The 18,982-nt window shown below is 60.3% G+C and carries 13 protein-coding genes; 5 read left to right on the forward strand and 8 right to left on the reverse strand.

Annotation, left to right across the window (positions count from 1 at the left end; genetic code table 11):
• Position 1: 1 nt before the first annotated feature.
• From A3C3_RS0130120 to A3C3_RS0130130, 3 genes are read right to left on the reverse strand one after another with little or no spacing between them, the layout of a single operon-like run.
• Positions 2-3,055 (reverse strand): efflux RND transporter permease subunit, encoded by a 3,054-nt coding sequence (locus A3C3_RS0130120; RefSeq protein WP_022718292.1) that lies wholly within the window; start codon positions 3,053-3,055, stop codon positions 2-4.
• Positions 3,052-4,149: an efflux RND transporter periplasmic adaptor subunit gene (locus A3C3_RS0130125; protein ID WP_022718293.1), complete on the reverse strand. Its 1,098-nt coding sequence runs from the start codon at positions 4,147-4,149 to the stop codon at positions 3,052-3,054. Before A3C3_RS0130125 ends, A3C3_RS0130120 begins: the two co-directional genes overlap by 4 nt.
• 1 nt (position 4,150) lies before the next feature.
• Complete coding sequence (locus tag A3C3_RS0130130) at positions 4,151-5,215, reverse strand: efflux RND transporter periplasmic adaptor subunit (RefSeq protein WP_022718294.1); 1,065 nt, start codon at positions 5,213-5,215, stop codon at positions 4,151-4,153.
• 185 nt (positions 5,216-5,400) lie between these two features.
• Here A3C3_RS0130130 and A3C3_RS0130135 point away from each other — a divergent pair, with 185 nt between their 5' ends.
• Positions 5,401-6,084 carry a TetR/AcrR family transcriptional regulator gene (locus A3C3_RS0130135; RefSeq protein ID WP_022718295.1) on the forward strand — a complete coding sequence of 228 codons (684 nt, stop codon included), beginning with the start codon at positions 5,401-5,403 and terminating at the stop codon, positions 6,082-6,084.
• Between the two features lie 181 nt (positions 6,085-6,265).
• On the opposite strand, the gene A3C3_RS0130140 is transcribed toward A3C3_RS0130135, so the two are convergent.
• Positions 6,266-6,490, reverse strand: a complete 225-nt coding sequence (locus A3C3_RS0130140) for a hypothetical protein (protein ID WP_022718296.1) — start codon at positions 6,488-6,490, stop codon at positions 6,266-6,268.
• Positions 6,491-6,775: 285 nt separating this feature from the next.
• On the opposite strand from A3C3_RS0130140, the gene A3C3_RS0130145 reads away from it, so the two are divergent.
• Entirely contained in the window at positions 6,776-8,095 is a 1,320-nt protein-coding gene (locus A3C3_RS0130145) for a glucoamylase family protein (RefSeq protein ID WP_022718297.1), read from the forward strand.
• 180 nt (positions 8,096-8,275) lie between these two features.
• On the opposite strand, the gene A3C3_RS0130150 is transcribed toward A3C3_RS0130145, so the two are convergent.
• On the reverse strand, positions 8,276-8,671 hold the full coding sequence (locus tag A3C3_RS0130150; protein ID WP_022718298.1) for a response regulator transcription factor: 396 nt from the start codon (positions 8,669-8,671) through the stop codon (positions 8,276-8,278).
• Between the two features lie 267 nt (positions 8,672-8,938).
• On the opposite strand from A3C3_RS0130150, the gene A3C3_RS48000 reads away from it, so the two are divergent.
• Together A3C3_RS48000 and A3C3_RS0130160 are read left to right on the forward strand one after the other, a co-directional pair.
• A complete protein-coding gene (locus tag A3C3_RS48000; protein WP_022718299.1) occupies positions 8,939-9,070 on the forward strand; it encodes a hypothetical protein in 132 nt (43 codons plus the stop codon).
• Positions 9,071-9,453: 383 nt separating this feature from the next.
• On the forward strand, positions 9,454-10,086 hold the full coding sequence (locus A3C3_RS0130160; protein ID WP_022718300.1) for a response regulator transcription factor: 633 nt from the start codon (positions 9,454-9,456) through the stop codon (positions 10,084-10,086).
• 634 nt (positions 10,087-10,720) lie between these two features.
• On the opposite strand, the gene A3C3_RS39615 is transcribed toward A3C3_RS0130160, so the two are convergent.
• Positions 10,721-11,233, reverse strand: a complete 513-nt coding sequence (locus A3C3_RS39615; RefSeq protein WP_051154535.1) for a response regulator transcription factor — start codon at positions 11,231-11,233, stop codon at positions 10,721-10,723.
• Between the two features lie 696 nt (positions 11,234-11,929).
• Between A3C3_RS39615 and A3C3_RS0130170 the strand changes: the two genes are divergently transcribed.
• Positions 11,930-17,473, forward strand: coding sequence for a trifunctional serine/threonine-protein kinase/ATP-binding protein/sensor histidine kinase (locus A3C3_RS0130170; protein ID WP_022718302.1), 5,544 nt, complete (start codon positions 11,930-11,932; stop codon positions 17,471-17,473).
• Between the two features lie 353 nt (positions 17,474-17,826).
• Here A3C3_RS0130170 and A3C3_RS0130175 read toward each other — a convergent pair whose 3' ends face one another.
• Positions 17,827-18,261, reverse strand: a complete 435-nt coding sequence (locus A3C3_RS0130175; protein WP_084797068.1) for a hypothetical protein — start codon at positions 18,259-18,261, stop codon at positions 17,827-17,829.
• Positions 18,262-18,641: 380 nt separating this feature from the next.
• Entirely contained in the window at positions 18,642-18,773 is a 132-nt protein-coding gene (locus A3C3_RS48005; protein ID WP_267903864.1) for a hypothetical protein, read from the reverse strand.
• Positions 18,774-18,982 lie beyond the last annotated feature (209 nt).

Genomic DNA, 18,982 nt, shown 5'->3' on the forward strand with positions numbered 1-18,982 from the left:
CTCAGGGCTGCTCGATTTCACGGGGTATCCGGAACCAGGCAACGTAGAGCGCCGGCAAGAAGAGGAGTGTCAGCGCCGTTCCGACGACGATCCCACCCATCATCGCGTAGGCCATCGGACCCCAGAAAATTTCATGCGAGATCGGGATCAGGGCCAGGGTCGCGGCCGCAGCAGTGAGCATGATCGGCCGCATGCGGTGCTCGGTCGCCTCCACCACCGCCTTCCACGCCGACATTCCCTCTGCGCGCAACTCCTCGATCTGCACGATCAGGATCACGGAGTTGCGGATGAGAATTCCGACCAGCGCGAGCACACCCAGGAGCGCGACGAACCCAAGCGGCGAGTTGCTGGCGAGCAGCGCCACGACGACGCCGATCAGCGCCAGCGGGGCAACCGAGAAGACCAGGAACAGCCTGTGGAAGCTCTGAAGCTGGATCATCAGCAGCGTCGCCATGATGACGAACATGGCCGGCGCCACCTTGGCGATCGGACCCTGCGACTTGGCGCTTTCCTCGACCGCGCCGCCGATCTTCACGGAATACCCGGCCGGCATCGTCTTTTCGAAAGCCGAAACCTTGTCGGAGAGCGCCTTCACAACGGTCGCCGGCTGCGTCGCATCGCCGATCCCGGCCTTGATCGTGATCGTCGGAATTCTGTCGCGCCGCCAGATTGTCGGCTGTTCGAGCTCATAGTGGAAGGTTGCGACCGATGACAGCGGGACGGATTGACCACTGCTGCTTTGCAGTTGCAGATCAAGCAGGGTGTCGATCGAGCCGCGCTCCTTTTCTGCGGCACGGCCGATGACATCGACCAGGTAGATGTTGTCCCGGACCTGCGTCACCGCGTTTCCCTGTACGACGGTATTGAGCGCCATTGCGATATCCTGGGACGAGACGCCGAGCTGTCGGGCCTTGTCCTGTAGCACGTCTATCTTCACGACGCGGGCCGGCTCGTTCCAGTCGAAGGCGATGTTCCTGAGGGAAGGGTCAGTGCCGACGATCGATCCAAGCTTCCGTGCCAGGTCGCGCACCGTCTGCAGATTATCGCCGGACACACGGTACTGAATCGGCTTGCCGACCGGCGGTCCGATTTCCAGCAGCTTCACATAGGCATCCGTTCCGGGAAAGGTCTTCTGAAGGTAAGCTTCCGCTTCTTGCTTCAGCTTGTCGCGGGCGTCGAGTCCCTTGGCAACGATGATCGTCTGACCGAAGGAAACGTCAGCCGGCTGCACGTCGAAGGAAAGGATGAAGCGCGGCGCGCCTCTCCCGACATATGTCGACCAGTGCTCGACCGTAGGGTTGCCGGCCAGCATCTCGTGTTCGAACTGAGCCATTTGACGGCTCGTTTCGGCAATTGAGCTGTTCTGCGGCAGGTTCCAGTCAACGATCAGTTCCGGCCGATCCGAACTCGGGAAGAACTGCTGTTGCACCATCGTCAGGCCGACGATCGATCCTGCGAAGAGAACGACTGTGGCGACGATCGTCATCCAGCGCCAGCGCAGGCAGAATTGCAGCATGCTCGAGAATGCTTTCGCAACCCGGCCCTTGTGTTCGGCATGCTTCTTCATCGTCTTCGGCAGCAAGGTCACGCCGATGAGAGGCGTGAACAGGACGGCAACGATCCAGGAGACGACAAGCGATACGGCGATAACGACGAAGAGGGTGAAAGTGAACTCGCCGGCGCTGCTCTTGTTGAATGCGACGGGGATGAATCCCGCGACAGTCACGAGCGTACCGGTCAGCATCGGAAAGGCCGTGGACGTGTAGACGTAAGTGGCGGCTTTCCTGAGACTGTCACCCATTTCCAGCCGTGCCACCATCATCTCGACGGCGATCATGGCGTCGTCGACGAGGAGGCCGAGCGCAATGATCAGCGCCCCGAGCGAGATGCGCTGCAAGGATATGCCGGTGTAGAACATGACCATGAAGGTGATGGCGAGAACGAGCGGGATCGCGATCGCCACTACCAGGCCGGCCCTCATCCCCAGACTGATGAAGCTGATCGCGAGCACGATCGCGACTGCCTCGAACAGGGCCTTCGTGAAGCCGCCGACTGCCTCCTCGACCACCTTCGGTTGGTCGGACACCTGTTCGACGGAGACGCCGACCGGAAGCTCCTGGGTGATTTTGCTCATCGTCTTTTCAAGCGCTTCGCCGAAGGCAAGCACATTGCCGCCCGTCTTCATGCCGATCGCGAGCCCGATGGCGGGCTTTCCGTTAAAGCGGAAGAGCGACGTCGCCGGATCGACGGTGCCGCGGGTGATCGTTGCGACGTCGGTCAGCGGGAAGAAGCGGTCGTTTACCCGAAGATTGATCCCACGCAAGGTGTCTTCGGAGATGAAGCGCCCGCCGACCCGCAAAGCGACGCGCTCGGGCCCGGTTTCCACAAAGCCGGACTGGGTGACGGCGTTTTGCGCCTGCAGCGTGGCAATGATCGCGGAGCGGTCGATGCCGAGGGCGGCGATCTTGCGGGTGGAGAATTCCAGGTAGATCACCTCGTCCTGCGCCCCGACGATGTCGACCTTGCCGACGTCGGGGATCTTGAGGATCTGCGTTCGGGCGTTCTCCGCGAAATCACGCAGTTCCCTCTGGCTAAGTCCGCTGGCGCCCGTAAAGGCAAAGATATTGCCGTAGACGTCGCCGAACTGATCGTCGAAGAAGGGTCCGACCACGCCTTGGGGGAATTCGTGCTTAATATCATCAATCAAGTTGCGGACGCGCGACCAGGTGGGCTTTACGTCCCGCGCGTTCGTTTCCGGCAGCAGGTCGACGAAGACGATCGTTTGATCGGCGGTCGTGATGCTGCGGGTATGTTCCAGCTTGTCGAGTTCCTGGAGCTTCTTTTCGATGCGGTCGGTAACCTGCTGCGTCACCTCCTGGGCAGAAGCGCCTGGCCACTGGGCCTGGATCACCATCGTCTTGATCGTGAAGGACGGATCTTCCTCGCGGCCGAGTCCGAGATAGGCAAAGGCGCCCGCCACCGCGAACATGATCATGAAGTACCAGACAAGCGAACGATGCTCGAGCGCCCAGTCAGAAAGGTTGAATCTATTCACGGGCGTGGCTCCTGTCCGAGTTGCACTTTCTGTCCATCGGTGAGTTCATCGACTCCGGCGATGACGATCTCTTCCCCTGCCCGTAGGCCCGCGTGAACCAGGACAGAACGGGGTGCGGACGCCGGACCTTCCAGTTCAACCGCTCTCGGAGCGACAGTAGCTGTCGAGCGATCTACCACCCATACCTGGCTGATACCGCCTTCATGGCGGATGGCGGAGAGCGGCAGCGTGATCGCCTGCTTCCTTTCTCCGACAAGCGGCGTCGCAGTGACCACGGCGCCAAGGCGGAAGATGTCCGGCGCCTGATCGATCCCGATCTTCAGCCGATAGGTGCGGGTATTGGGATCGGCCTGCGGTGCGATCTCGCGGACCACGCCAGTGGCCTGGATCCTGCTGTCGAGCTGGAGGGCGACGTTGAAGCGGTCGTCCAGGCGAACGCGACTGAACTGCGCTTCCGGCACGTCGACGACCACGTCGCGCTGCTCGAGACGTGCCAGTTTCAAGACCGGTTGGCCGGCCGAAACGGTCTGGCCCATTTCTGCGGACGTGGCGGTCACGACGCCATCGAACTCGGCCCTCAGCTCGGCGTAGCCTAGCTGCTCGCGCGCCTTCGCAAGGCTGGCCGTCGCTTTCGCAACATTGGCGGTAGCCGACTTGAGCTGCTGTTCGGCAAGATCGTGATCAGCAATGCTCGCTGCATTGCTCTGAACGAGCCTTCGCTTGCGGGTTTCCGTCGTTGCGGCGTTCTCCAACTGCGCTTGGGCGTTGCGGAGTTCGGCCTCCGCGCTCGTGACCGCGAGCTGCAGACTGAGAGGATCGATTTCCGCTAGGACATCGCCCTTGTGCACCAGGTCGCCGACATCGACCTTGCGAGAGACCATTCGCCCGAGCGTCCGAAACGCCAGGTCAGTCTCGATGCGAGCCCGCACCACGCCGGGCGAGCTTGCCGCTTTGTCCTGTTCGGCCGCAGCCATGACGACTTTGACAGGACGGGGAGCCGTCTCCTCCCCTGCCACGGAGTTCTGATCGCAGCCTGCAAGCAGCGACACTGACAGAAGAAGCGGGAGAGAGGTGCATATGCGATTGAGGATCATCTCACTTGCCTTCCCAGGCGACCGCCTGGCCTTCCTTGAGGAACTTTCCGCCTTCGGTCACGACCAGGTCGTGCGGGGCGACGCCGCCGGTGACGACGAAATCGCTTTGGCGATATCGGTCGACTGAGATCTTCCGAAGCGAAACGGATTGGTTTTGAGTGTTGACGAGCCACACGGCAGGTTCGCCTTCGGCTGATGCGATCGCGGTGTACGGCAGCACGATTCCGTCGCGCGGCGAGGCGCGCAGCTTGCCCACTACAGGCGTTCCGAGCGGCCATGGCGTACCTTCCTGGAGCCCCACCTTGATCCGGATCGTGCCTGCCTTCGCGTCTATGACGGGAGAGACCTCGCGAATGCTGGCGTGGACGTCGCTCGCAAGGTCGGAGACCGGTGCGACCTCGACGTCGTTCAGCGGCCGGCCATCCAGAAAGAACGCCTCGAAGACGTCGAACACTGCGTCTCGTGGCCCGTCATGGGCGAGCGTGAAGGCGGACTGTGCTGCAGACACCACCTGCCCGGCTTCGATGCCGCGCGCCGTGATGATGCCGTCCGCGGCGGCCTTCAGCTCGGTGTAGGACAGAGCGTCCTCTGCCGTCGCGAGCGCGGCCTCGGCGGCCTCGCGGGAAGCCTGTGCGCTCAGCAGCTCCTTCTGGGCATCATCAAAGACCGCCCTCGGAACGGCCTGCGACTGCAGGAGCGACTTCGCCCGGTCAAAGGCGAGCGTCTTCTGCGCAACGACGGCCTGCGCCGACGCCAGCGCGGCACGGGCGACGCTGACGTCCGCCTGCTGTTCCGTGTCGTTGAGCCGGGCGAGGACGTCGCCGGCGTGGACATGCGATCCAACATCGACCTTTCTCTCAAGAACCCGACCACTGACGCGAAAGGAAAGTTCGGTCTGAACTCTCGCCTTCACCTCACCGGTGATTTCCGCACCCTGTTGATACTGAGCCTCGGCGGCCGCAACGACGCGCACTTGCTGCGGCGGCGGCGCCACTTCGGCTTTGTCTTCGCAAGCAGCCAGACATGCACAGGCGAGACCAATTCCCAGCAATCGAAAGGACTGCATTTTTTTCTCCGGTACGGTTTGCGACCAAAAGTGAGCTGCGTTGTTCGTCGCAGTCTCCAATCTGATGCGTGTAATGGGCCATCGCCCGATGTTGACACCGGCCACTTAAGGGCTAGAGTGGGCATTGTCAACATCACTTGGGTAAAAAGTTGACACGCGCAACTTAAAAACCTAAATGGACGATCATGACCAAAGACATGTCCAGCACAGATCAGCGCCCCTACCACCATGGTGACCTGCACAGGGCGATCGTAGGGGCCGCACTCGATGTCCTCAGCGAATCCCAAAGCACAGAGTTCTCGCTTCGGGAGCTCGCGCGTCGAGCGGGCGTCAGTCATAACGCCCCATACAAGCATTTCGCCGACAAGCGTGAATTGCTGGCGGCCGTCTCGGCGGTAGGGTTCGAGCTCCTTGCAAAGCAGATGACCGACGCGACGAAAGAACTCGACAGTCCGCGCGAGCGGCTGGCAGCTATTGCGCGAGCTTATGTTTACGGCGGCGTCGACAATCCTGCGCTCTACAGATTGATGTTCGGCGGCTATCTTACCGGTCAGGACAATGGACGACCTGCTGTCGAAAGAACTGCGGCAGAGAACATGAAAGCGCTTCTGGTGGATGCGATAAGCGACGGGGCGCTCGGGCGGCTCATTCCGAACACGGCCGCAAATACACGGAAGATTGACGGTGCTATTCTAATTTTCTGGTCGCAAATGCATGGTCTCACTTTGCTGCTGGTAGACCGCCTCGTCGGCCCCAACGACAAGATGGAGGCGCTGACCGAGAGCGTCTTGCAAGGCATGCTCGACGGATTGGCAAATAGTATCCCCGCGATACCAGCGGGCGTGTGGGTAGGACCTCGGCCCACCTAATAAAACGCCCCAAGCCTCGCGCTCGGCAACCAGCTGACATTTTGGCGAAGATGCTTGTATTGGGGCTGATGTTTTGCTGGCGACCGCAGGTGATTTTCGCACTCAAATCGACATTGCCCAGGATTGAGTGCAGCGCTCGTAGTCCCCTGCCCGAGGCTGGAAATATCCGACCGATCTTAGCCTAAGCCGCTGTCAACACATCTCCGGCCTGAATATACGACGACTTGGCCTTCGCAACCTTCTTCCTCAGAGCAGCCAACTCTTCAGCAAGCAGTTCCACCGCGATCTTCTGGACGGCCGTCTTCAACCGATCCTCGACTTCGAAACTGTCCAGCATGTAACTGGTTATTGCGTCTTTCATCAGTTCTTCGATGGCAGGATCATTCTGCTCCAGCGTGTCAGTCATATTGTGCTTCCTTTGGTTGCAGGCATTCCCCTTCAGTTGGCACCTTAGAGGCTAGTCCCAAGCGTTATCTCGGTCCATAATACTTGCGGAAGACTTTCTGAATTCTAGGCATGCTCATTTGCGCCTTTGGTTTAACCCGCTCCACCAGAATGCCGGAATCCATCGAGCTCAAACTTCCTCAGGGGGCGCCGTCATACTGGACGAAAGACCGATGGCGGACAGAAATGTGCGGCTTAGTGAAGACGGGGACACGCACGACATCCGCGTCATAGTTGGTTAGCAATCATGCCCGAAATCATCTCGACCGACCCCTCCCTCGACCGTTTGCCAACCGACCAGGATCTGGGGCGGCTGCAATTCACCACCTTGCTATATTATCTCCAATGCACGAACCCGGACAACGGTCTGGTTCGCGACAAAACCGAACCGAATGCCCCGGCAAGCATCGCGGCAATTGGCATGGCCCTGGCGACAATCCCCGTTGTTGTCGAGCGCGGGGTAATCATCCGCGAATTCGCTGCAAAGATCACCCGCAAGCGAATGCGGTTTTTGATGGAATGTCCGCAGGGGCCAGAGCCCGATGCATCCGGGTACATGGGCTTTTTTTATCATTTTCTGGACATCGAAACGGGCCGCCGGGCCCGGCAATGCGAATTGTCCACCATCGATTCGGCTTTCCTGTTCGCCGGAGCCCTGACCGCAGCGACCTATTTTGATGGCGATACGGCCGATGAGGCAGAAATCCGCCAGCTTGCGGCGGCGCTTTACGAGCGAGCCGACTGGATGTGGGCTTGCGATGGCGACCCCACTTTGACGCATGGCTGGCACCCGGAAAGCGGGTTTATTCCCCATCGTTGGCGCGGCTACGATGAGGGTCTGCTGCTGTACATTCTCGGGTTGGGATCGCCAACCCATCCATTGCCGCCGGAGAGTTACGCCGCCTACACCGCGAGCTATGAATGGAGAAACATCTATGGTCGCGAATTGCTTTATTCGGGGCCGCTTTTCACCCACCAGTTGTCGCACATGTGGGTAGACTTTCGAGGCATTCGTGACGGGTTCATGCGCCAGCACCACAGCGACTACTTTGAAAACAGCCGGCAGGCATCGTTCGTGCAGCAGGAATATGCAATTCGCAACCCAATGCGTTTTGCGGGTTACGGGGAATATTGTTGGGGGTTTACCGCCTGTGACGGACCAGGTTGGGGTAAGCGGGCGATCAATGGCGTCGACCGGGAGTTCTTCGACTACATCGCCCGTGGCGCGCCCTTCGGACCTGACGATGGCACCGTCGCGCCATGGGTCGTTGTCGCCTCACTGCCGTTCGCGCCGGAGATCGTCGTGCCAACAGTCCTCAACTTTGCGCGAATGAAGCTCGGCATGACGCGGCTTTACGGTTTCAAACCGTCGTTCAACCAGACCTATGCCGTGGAAAACAGTCCGACCGGATGGTGGGTGAGTCCCTATCACTTTGGCATTGACCAAGGCCCGGTCGTGCTGATGATCGAAAACTACCGAACCGGTTTGCTCTGGAACATCATGCGTCGATGCAAGCCTCTGGTGATCGGATTGCGACGCGCGGGATTTTCAGGGGGGTGGCTTTAGATTGGATGCGCTCCGATCCCAAGCGTTACCGCGCCCGCCAGTTGGTACCGCCCCTCGCCTGAGTTTTCTTGACCTGCTGCGGCGGATCGAAGCCCACAGGTCGTGGTTACGTCGAGGCCGTTGGACCTCGGATTAAAACAGAGTTGCAGCGCGCTTTGCCTAGCAGAGGTCTTTGCGACCTCATGAACCCCTTTCCCCCTCGTTACCGAGAGCCAGCGCAGTATGGATGCAATCAAGCAAAACCTGTTCGCCAAACGGTTTTGTCAGGCAGCCGACGATGTCCGCGCCCAACGCAGACGCGCGCACATTCTTTTCCGGAAAGGCGGTGATCAAAACAGTCGGAATGCTCTTGCCCAGCGCGACGAGCCGGCGGTGCAGATCGATCCCGCTCATTCCGGGCATATTGATGTCCGTCACCAGGCAGGCCGTGCGGCGGATATGGGGGAATCTCAAGAAATCATCCGCGGATGAAAAGGTCTCGGCATCAAAACCCATCGACCTCATGAGCCCCTTGATAGCCTCGCGCATCGACTCGTCGTCGTCGACGATCGCAATCAGAGGTCTCTTGGTTAGCACTGCCGCCTCCCGACTTCGCCGATCGGCCTCGTGCCGAATTAGCGTTGTGGCGCGCTTGACTGGATGGATTGAGTATCCAACCGCGACGAAGGCATCGCAAGCTATACGATCGTATAGATGCCTAAGACTTGCGGCAACGAGCGGGGCATTTGCCCCGGAGCGCCCGGAACATGAAGATGAGACAGTCGATGTAGTTTCGAGATCGACGCGCCCTGCGAAAGCGGCACCAGGCGCGCGTCGGGCCAGTCGGTGATGCAGAAGAGGTGGGTGGGAGAAGGTCTCGAAGGTCTCGACGGTGCCGCGCGGACGGGTGGCGAAATGGCCGGACAGCGGCGCGACCACCAGGCGCTTTGGCTGCGGCTTGGCCCGGTGCGGCGCCTGGTCGAACTCAATCGCTGACGTCTCATCAATGTATGCCGGATTCACTCGGCACAGCGTCGCTAGTGCTTGAGGTTTGCTTGCCTCGCGCCGCCCTGATACTTGCGGCATCCGTGTCCCCTTGTGACGGCAGACGCCGGCCATGTGGCGCATCGGCACGCCATGGCAGACCGCAGGCCGCCCAAGCGCTCTCTTGGGCAGCCCGCATTTAGCCTTGTGGCCGAGGCAATTAGCGCGCATTCTGGTGTGTGAAAAAACTCCGTTTCGGCAGCGACGAAGGAGAGAGGAGGAGTGTTCTCATCGCGTCATTGGCGCTCTGCTGGTTGGGCTTTGCCCGCTGCTGCTGCAGTGGGTGCAGATCCTGCACGTCCCAAAGCTTCGGTTGACCTTGGGGGGCGCTGGCGATGACCGAGGCAACCGTCATTGTCATCGATGATGACCCGGATATCCGCGAGGCGCTTGGCAGCCTGCTGCGGTCCGTCGGTTTTGACGTGAAACTCCTCACCTCTGTGGACGACTTCCTCAGGTCTGGACGACCCAACGGACCGACCTGTCTCGTGCTCGATGTCCGGCTTCCGGGACAAAGTGGTCTTGATTTTCAGCTCGAGCTGTCGCGAGAAAATATTCAGCTGCCGATCGTCTTCATCACCGGGCATGGCGACATTCCCATGTCCGTCCAGGCGATGAAGGGGGGCGCGGTCGAGTTCCTGACGAAACCGTTCCGAGACCAGGATTTGCTCGACGCCGTTTACGTCGGCCTGGAGCGCGACCGCGTGTGGCTTGAAAATGAAAGGGCATTGGCGACGGTGCGCGCGCGTTTCGATAGCCTGACCCCGCGGGAGCGCGAGGTGATGGCTTTGGTGGTGACCGGACGGCTGAACAAGCAGATTGCCGGCGATCTAGGCGTGAGCGAGATTACCGTGAAGGTTCACCGCAGCCAGGTCATGCAGAAGATGGGTACCAGGTCCTTGCCCGAACTCGCGCGTATGGCCGACAAGCTGATGCTCGGGCCGGGAAAGCCGCAAACGCACTCATAAAGGTCTTGGCCGCGCGTATAGGTCACCCCCTCCTCATTGGTAATCGATCCTTCCTGGTGGCCAATAGCCCGGGCGGGAGCCCTCCTCTATGGTACGGGTTCCTTTCTCCTCCCAGGCCGTATCGCCCCCGATCGGCCCGCCTTGAGCCTCCCAACCCCCGGGAGGCTTCTTTTTGGACCTCTCGCATGGCAGACAAGGTCGCTCCCTCAAGACCGGCCGGGGTTCACGGTTACACGTGCTCTGCCAAGTTCGGGTTGTTGAAGACAAGCCTGAAGGAACAGATGGCAGGCGAGTGATCAACAATGGCGATGTCGGGGGAGAATGGCCGTGCGATTCGGGGGACCAACCCTCGTCAAAAAGTACTGTCGGCCGGATAGGATATGAGCGCACCAATGTGGTCCGCATGAGCGCAGAGGTGCCGGGGCGCCATCGCTAGTGCAGCTTCGGCCAAAACTGGTCCGCCACCGCTGAACTATCTTTTTGTTTTACGCAATTCCGGACCGAAAAGCGATCCATACTATTCCCGGATTTGCTCTAGGCGGCCGGGGCTCCGTGCTGACGACGAACGCAATCTTTGTCTGCGGCGTTTCGATCATACGAGACGCCGCTGGGGTGGCAGCTGAACTCAAGTTATCTATAGTGAGAAGGAATCCCGCGCCATGATGCGTTGGAGGCTTCTTCGATGCATACAAAGTGTGCGCGCAGTGCGCGATACGTTCGCCCCGCACATGGTGTAAATTCTCTTGATATGCTCGATGCGAACGGCCTCGGGCCGCGAAATCGTATCGGGGATCGGCGCGGAATCGAGATTTCGTCCAAGCAGCACGGCCAGCACGACATCGACCTCCATCGGCTTCGGCAAAACGTCACTGGCTCCCTCTCTGACCGCACGGACCGCCGTGCTGATGTTGCAGTAGTTACTTTGGACCACGACGCGTGTAGTGCCCAGATTTGCCAACGCTTCGACGATCTCAAAACCATTGCCGTCAACGTATTTGAGTTCAATCAATGCGAAATCGGGCACGTCGCTTTCAAGCTGCGCCTTGGCTCCAGCAACGCTCGTGGCCAGCCGAACCGCCAGTCCCTCAGAAAGGAGACGTGCAACAAGAGGGGAAAAAACGTCGATTTCCGGATCCGCGACCAACACACTGACTTTCCTGGTGTTGGATGTCGACGACGCGTGGGGGACAAAGTATGGGGATACCATCATGACCGCTCCCTGTTTCAGGATCGCTCGAGTCTAAGACAAGGCGGCTGGAGAGGACATTATACGCTTGGATAGTTTTCAATAGCCGATGGTTGTTGACAGTCCCTGCTTACGCGCCTGGAGCGACGGTGGTATCGCCGATCGATGAACATGTCACTCGCTGAGCACGTTCGGGGATGGGCTCGATGCCGGTATTCCAAGGTATCGCAAGGAGAAACCACAGTATAATTTTCCGTCGTCTTTTTAATCGCTAGTCTCTAGTCGTTGCCTCAAGACAGGCAGGTAGCGAATTTCCCCCTTGCTACCAACAAGCTTCGCCGGCTCCTCCCTCCGAAGCTCTGCGGGTCCACGATCCGCCCAGCCGCCCAGCCGCCGCTGGGCGGTCTTTCGTCGGCAGAGGCGGACCATGCATCGAAGGGGCGGGGTGATAGCCGCTCGGTTGATCCGCTGGGACGAACAGGCGAGATGTGGTAAGAAGGCAGGGAAGTGGTTACGGTTCATCATGTGTGCTCGCTTTGGCCAATGTGATTGGACGGATCTCCGAAACGAGAGTGGCAGTGCCAAATGAGACAGGCGAGGTGACGAAGTCGGCAAATAAGCACATCCTCTTTCTTCGGCGTTGGTGGAGATAGCAGTTTGGAGGTTCTTTGGGAGGATGGTGATCGCGTGTTCCACCGGGAACGGCGCAGAGGCGCCGACGGCAAGTGGAACCCGGTACTGGTCGTGCTTCCGGCCCTCGAGCACCCGACACTTTCAAGCCTCGAACGCCTCGACCATGAATATGAATTGAAGGATGAGCTCGATAGCGCATGGGCGGTGCGACCGCTTGAGTTGGTGCGCGAAGGCGGCCGGACCATGCTGGTGCTTGAAGATCCGGGCGGCGAGCCGCTCGCCCGGCGGCTCGGAACCGCAATGGAAACGGAGCTTTTCCTGCGCCTCGCGATCGGCATCGCCGCTGCGCTCGGCAGGACCCACCAGCGCGGCCTCGTCCACAAGGACATCAAACCGACCAATATCCTGGTAACGGGCTCGGGCGCCGAGGTGCGGCTCACCGGCTTCGGCATCGCCACGCGCCTCTCCCGCGAACGGCAGGCGCCCGAGCCGCCCGAAGTGATCGCCGGAACGCTTGCCTATATGGCCCCCGAGCAGACCGGGCGCATGAACCGCTCGATCGATTCCCGCAGCGACCTTTATGCGCTCGGCGTGACCCTCTACGAAATGCTGACCGGGAGCCTGCCCTTCGCCGCTTCCGACCCGATGGAATGGGTGCATTGCCACATTGCACGGCAGGCGATGCCGCCCAACGAGCGGACGGCGGATGTTTCACCGGCAGTCTCGGCCATCGTCATGAAGCTGCTCGCCAAGACGGCCGAGGAACGATACCAGACGGCAGGCGGCGTCGAGCACGATCTGAGGCGCTGTCTCAGCCAATGGGAAATGCAGGGCCGGATTGATGCGTTCCCGCTCGGCGAACGCGATATCCCGGACCGACTGCTGATTCCCGAGAAGCTATACGGGCGGGAGCGCGAGGTCGAGACATTGCTCACGGCCTTCGACCGCGTAGTGTTGAGCGGGGCGCCGGAGTTGGTGCTCGTCTCTGGCTATTCCGGCATCGGCAAGTCGGCGGTGGTCAATGAACTCCACAAAGTACTGGTGCCGCCGCGCGGGCTGTTCGCGTCCGGCAAATTCGACCAGTACAAGAAGGACATCCCTTACGCAACCCTGGCGCAGGCCTTTCAGGGCCTGCTCAAGGGGCTCCTCGCCAAGAGCGAGGCCGATTTGGCACCGTGGCGCGAGGCGCTGAGCGAGACGCTGGGGCCGAACGGACAGCTGATGGTCGATCTCGTCCCCGAACTGAAGCTCATCATCGGCGACCAGCCGCCGGTCGCTGAACTTTCGCCACAGGACGCGCAACGGCGATTCCAGCTGATATTCCGGCGGTTCATCAGCGTCTTTGCCCGGCCCGAACATCCGCTAGCGCTGTTCCTCGACGATCTCCAATGGCTCGACGCGGCGACACTCGACCTGCTGGAGGATCTGCTGACCCGGTCGGATCTGCAGCATCTCATGCTGATCGGTGCCTATCGCGACAACGAAGTCACTGCCGCCCATCCTTTGATGCGGAAGCTTGACGCGATCAAGACCGCCGGCGGCAAGGTCGCGGAAATCACGCTTGCGCCGCTTACTCAAGACTATCTCCAACAGCTGATTGCGGATGCGCTCCACTGTCAGCCCGAGCGTGCAGCCCCGCTCGCACAGATGATGCTCGACAAGACCGGCGGCAATCCGTTCTTCGTCCGTCAGTTCCTGTTTTCGCTCGCCGAAGAGGGAATGCTCACCTTCGATCATGACGCGGCATGCTGGTCCTGGGATCTCGAGCGCATTCACGCCAAGGGATACACCGACAACGTCGTGCACCTCATGGTCGGCAAGCTCGCGCGCCTGCCGCCCGAAACGCGGGAGGCGTTGCAGCAGTTCGCCTGTCTTGGAAACATCGCAGATACCACGATGCTTTCACTCGTCCTCGAGACGCCGGAGGAACAAGTCCCCGAGGCCTTGTGGCCTGCCGTCGCTCATGAACTGCTCGAGCGTCTGGCAGGCGCCTACCGGTTCGTCCACGATCGCGTTCAGGAAGCTGCCTATTCGCTGATCCCGGAAGAGCGACGTGGCGAGTTGCACCTTCGCATAGGGAGACTGCTTGCGGCGAACACGGCGCCGGAGCTAATTGAGGATTATGTTTTCGAGATTGTCAGCCAGCTCAATCGCGGAGCCGCACTGATCACCTCAGCTGAGGAGCGCGAGCAACTGGCGAAGTTCAATCTGCTGGCCGGCAGACGCGCCAAGGCCTCGACGGCATATGCCTCGGCGCTCAACTATTTTGTTGCCGGCACGACACTGCTGCCGGAAGACGCCTGGGAGCGCCAGCACCAACTGGCGTTCGCGCTTGAGCTGAACCGAGCCGAATGCGAGTTCCTCATTGGTGCGCTGGCGGACGCGGAGGAGCGGCTGGCACAGCTTGCCAATTGTGCTGTCTGCTCCGACGACCAGGCTGCTGTGGCCTGCCTACGCATCGATCTCTATGCTGCGCTCGGTCAGACCAGCCGCTCCGCCGCCGTCGGTCTCGACTACCTGAGGCAGCATCTCGGCATCGACTGGTCGCCGCATCCGGTCGACGAGGAGGTGCAACGAGAATACGGCCGGATCTGGTCGCAGCTCGGGAGCCGCGCAATCGAGGAGCTCATTGATCTCCCGTTGATGAGCGACCCAGCATCCTCCGCGACGCTGGATATCCTCACCCGGCTCGTTGGGGCGGTATGGCATACCGATGCGAATCTTGCATGCATGGCGATCTGCCTGGCTGTTAATCTGAGCCTCGAGCGAGGCAACAGCGACGGTTCCTGCTACCATTATGTGTCGCTTGGCTATATTGCCGGACCGCGCTTCGGCGACTATGCGGCCGGATTTCGATTCGGTCGGCTTGGCTGCCAACTGGTTGAAGAGCGCGAACTGAAGCGCTTCCAAGCCAGGACTTATAAAGACTTCGGGGCCCACGTCATACCGTGGACGAGACATGTCCGAACCGCCCGCGACATCTTGCGGCGAGCGCTTGAAATCGCCAACCAGAGCGGCGACCTCACGTTTGCCGGATACAGCTATGCCAGTTTGAATTCGAACCTGCTGGCGGCGGGAGATCCGCTTATGGAAGTGCAACGCCAGGCGGAGATTGGCCTTGCGTTTGCGCAGAAGGTGCGGTTCCAGTTCGTCATAGACCTCGTCAGCGCGCAACTCGGCCTCGTCCGGACGCTGCGCGGGTTGACCCGGAAATTCGGCTCCTTCGACGACGACGGATTTGACGAACTTGAGATCGAACGCCGGTTTTCCGACGATCCGAATTTGATTCTTGCGGAAACCTGCTACTTCGTCAGAAAACTCCAGGCGCGGTTCTTTGCGGGCGACTATGAGGCGGCCGTCGATGCGTCATTGCGGGCGCAGAGGCTACCATGGACATCGGTGTCGCATTTCGAAGAAACGCCGGAACATCATTTCTATGGCGCCTTGGCCCGCGCCGCATGCTGCGACTTTGCTGTGGCTGACCAGCGGGCGCGGCATACGGAGGCTCTGGTCGCCCACCACCGACAGCTTCAGATCTATGCGAAGAATTGCCCGGAGAACTTCGAGAACCGAGCCGCGCTGGTCGGCGCCGAGATAGCACGCCTTGAAGGCCGCGAAATCGACGCCGTGCGGCTTTACGAACAAGCGATCCGCTCGGCGCGTGCCAACGGCTTCATTCATCATGAAGCCCTCGCATATGAACTCGCCGCCCGCTTTTATGCGCAGGGAGGTTTCGAGGACTTCACTCGTCTCTATCTGCGCAACGCGCGTGGCTGCTATCTGCGCTGGGGCGCCGACGGTAAGGTGCGGCAACTCGACCAACTTTATCCTGACCTGAGAGGGGAAGAACGCGCTCCTGCTCCAACCAGCACCATTGGTGCACCGATCGAGCAACTCGATCTTGCAACCGTTATCAAGATCTCGCAAGCCGTGTCTGGCGAGATTGTCCTTCAAAAGCTGATCGACACGGTCTTGCGCACCGCCGTTGAGCAGGCGGGGGCCGAGCGCGGCCTGTTGATCCTGCCGCGTGGCGGTGAGTCACGGATCACGGCGGAGGCCACGACCGGCGGCGAAACGGTCGTGGTGCAGCTGCGTGACGAGATCGTTACCGCGATCACGCTGCCGGAATCGCTCCTTCATTATGTCTTGCGCACAAACGAAAGCGTGGTTCTCGGCGACGCCATAGCTCAAAATCCATTTTCCGCGGACCCCTACATCTGTCAGCGCCATGCTCGTTCCATTCTCTGTGTGCCGTTGCTCAACCAGGGCCAACTGACCGGAGTACTCTATCTTGAGAACAACCTCGCCCCTCGGGTCTTCGCGCCGGCCCGGATCGCGGTGCTGAAGCTGCTCGCCTCTCAGGCAGCGATCTCACTGGAGAATACCCGGTTGTACCGCGATCTCGCTGAACGCGAAGCCAAGATCCGTCGCCTCGTCAAGGCCAACATCATCGGGATCGTCATCTGGGATATCGAAGGTCGTATTCTTGAGGCCAACGACGCGTTCCTCTGCATGGTGGGATACGACCGAGAGGATCTTGCCTCGGGTCGGCTATCCTGGACGGACCTGACGCCGGCCGAATGGCGCGACCGCGACGCACGGACCATCGCAGAGCTGAAGCTGATCGGGGCAGTTCAACCGTTCGAGAAGGAGTACTTTCGGAAAGATGGCAGCCGTCTGCCCGTGTTGATCGGCGGTGCAATGCTGGAAGGAAGCAGGAACGAAGGTGTCTCTTTCGTCCTCGATTTGACGGAGCGCCGACAGGCGGAAGAGGCGTTACGCGAGAGCGAGGAAGCCTTGCGCGAGGCGCAGGGGCAACTGGCCCACGCGAACCGCGTCGCCACCATGGGGCAGCTCACAGCCTCCATCGCCCATGAAGTCAATCAGCCGCTCGCCGCGTCGCTCACCAACGCCCAGGCGGCCTTGCGCTGGCTCGGTACCTATCCGCCGAATCTGGAGGAGGTGGCTCAGGCGCTCGGCCGGATCGTCGAGAACGCCAATCGGGCCGGTGATGTCATTGGCCGGATCCGCGCCTTGGTCAAGAAGGAGCCCCCTCGCAAGGGGCAGTTCGACCTCAATGAAGCCATTCGTCACGTGATCGCCTTGACCGGCAGTGAAGTGCTCCGGCAAGGCGTCACGCTGCAGACCGAATTCGCGACGAGCCTCCCGTCCGTGGAAGGGGATCGCGTTCAGCTGCAACAGGTGATCCTAAACCTGATCATGAACGCCATCGAGGCGATGAGCGGCATTAATGAAGAAGAGCGCAAGTTGCTGATCAGCACCGAGACAGAGGCCTCAGGAGGCGTGGTCGTCGGGGTGCGCGACTCGGGTCCAGGCCTGGACCCGCAAAGTATGGACCGCCTTTTTGAGGCCTTCTACACGACCAAATCCACCGGTATGGGTATGGGCCTGGCGATCTGCCGTTCGATCATCGAGGCTCACGGGGGCCGGCTATGGGCCACCGCGAATAAACCTCGTGGGGCAGTGTTCCTGTTCACTCTGCCTCTCGAACGAGATGAACCCGCTGGCGCAAAGCATGCCGACCAAATGGCAATGTTGGGAAACTAATGGGGCGAACGGCTGGCTGAACCTCTCGCAGCTAGTGCAGGTCTCTGCGAAGAGTGAAGGCCGTCGGCCTGGCCCCTCTCCACCGCGAGACGACTGAGGCGGGCCGAAGCTGAATTCATCGTCATGACGCGCCAGTGTTGTCGGGCGAAATGAGAAACGGACCCCCTACCGCGCTTATCCGGCGCCTTTAGGCAGATATACAGGCTGTAGGGGCCAAGCTCGAAGCCGGTCGCCTTCCTTGGTCGCGGTCGAGGCGAGCTTTACCCAGTCGTCATAGGCTTTGGTCCCACGACGAGCGCCGCCGTTGGCCTACAGCGGGTTCACGGATGGCGGGAACGGAAGATGAAGCCGGATCATATGCGGTTCCATTCCGGCTGGCCGGCGCAACCAACATATGAGATGAGTTTTGGTCGCGATGGCTTGGGAGCGGGCTTAGCCTTGACCTTGCGGGCTCTTGCCTTCAGCTTCTTGGGCTTGCCGGCTTGAACGGGATTGGTTGATCCCTTCGCCCTGCCCTTGCGCGCGATAATGACGACTTCGCAGTCTTCCGGCCTCGCATAGCATCGGAACGCCGTCTTGCCGTTATAGCCTTCGCCCTTCAGCATCTGGGCCAAGCCCATGTCGCGAAGCTGGTAGTAGAGGTAATAGATCGAGCGGCGATGACGGTAGCCGAGGTCCGTAGCTGCGTCTTCGATGCTAAAGGCTATGTCCGTGCCGATTGGTCCCCATGACGACATATAAGCAAGGAAGGTTTCCTGAGCTTCTGTTATTCTCAAAGGCGCGGTCATGATCACGCTCCCTGGTTCGGAACGAATAGGCAAAGCGTATGGTCGCCTAGCTCAAAGTTGGCGCCCTTCGCACATTGGTGGAATTTGCCATCGGGCGATTGCCCAATACGTTTGTCATTGTAAGGGATGGTTCGTGCGTGGTGGCGACGTACCAGCCGGTAGGTCATCGGAACGCCGATCGCTTGGCTTGATGCCATGGTCACGAAACTCACTGAAGGGCAAAGATCCTCGAAGTCCTCTACAAGGCGGACAAACCCGAGCGAGTAGCACGATAGACCGAACCGCGTCCCAGACACGTACAGGGTAAAGGCTGATCTCCGGGCGTGCAAAGCTTGTCCCCCGGGAGGGGATTGTTTCGCGCGGCATGACGGAAAACGTCATCAAATGTGCTTCAGGGTCCAAATTCGGCACTGATGGATAGGCGGCATCTGGATCGAATTACCTGATGGCATCGTCCAGCCTTCTGACATGCGCTGCAGATCGATTTCGATGCGGTTGAGGTCTTGTGTCATGGTGACAATCCCTAGAAGGAGCGCGGAGGAACGAACAGGCAAATGGTGCGACCCGTGGGCTCGCCGGCCACCGTGCATTGGTGAAACTGNCCGTCCGGACTGTTCTTGATGCGAGTATCCAGTGGCGTTATGAGCTCCCCAGTGAGCTTGATGACATATCCGCGCGGGCCTTCGAGAACCCCTTGATCGTGGATCTCGCGGCAATCCAT

The organism is Rhizobium mongolense USDA 1844, assembly GCF_000419765.1.
Taxonomy (GTDB): domain Bacteria; phylum Pseudomonadota; class Alphaproteobacteria; order Rhizobiales; family Rhizobiaceae; genus Rhizobium; species Rhizobium mongolense.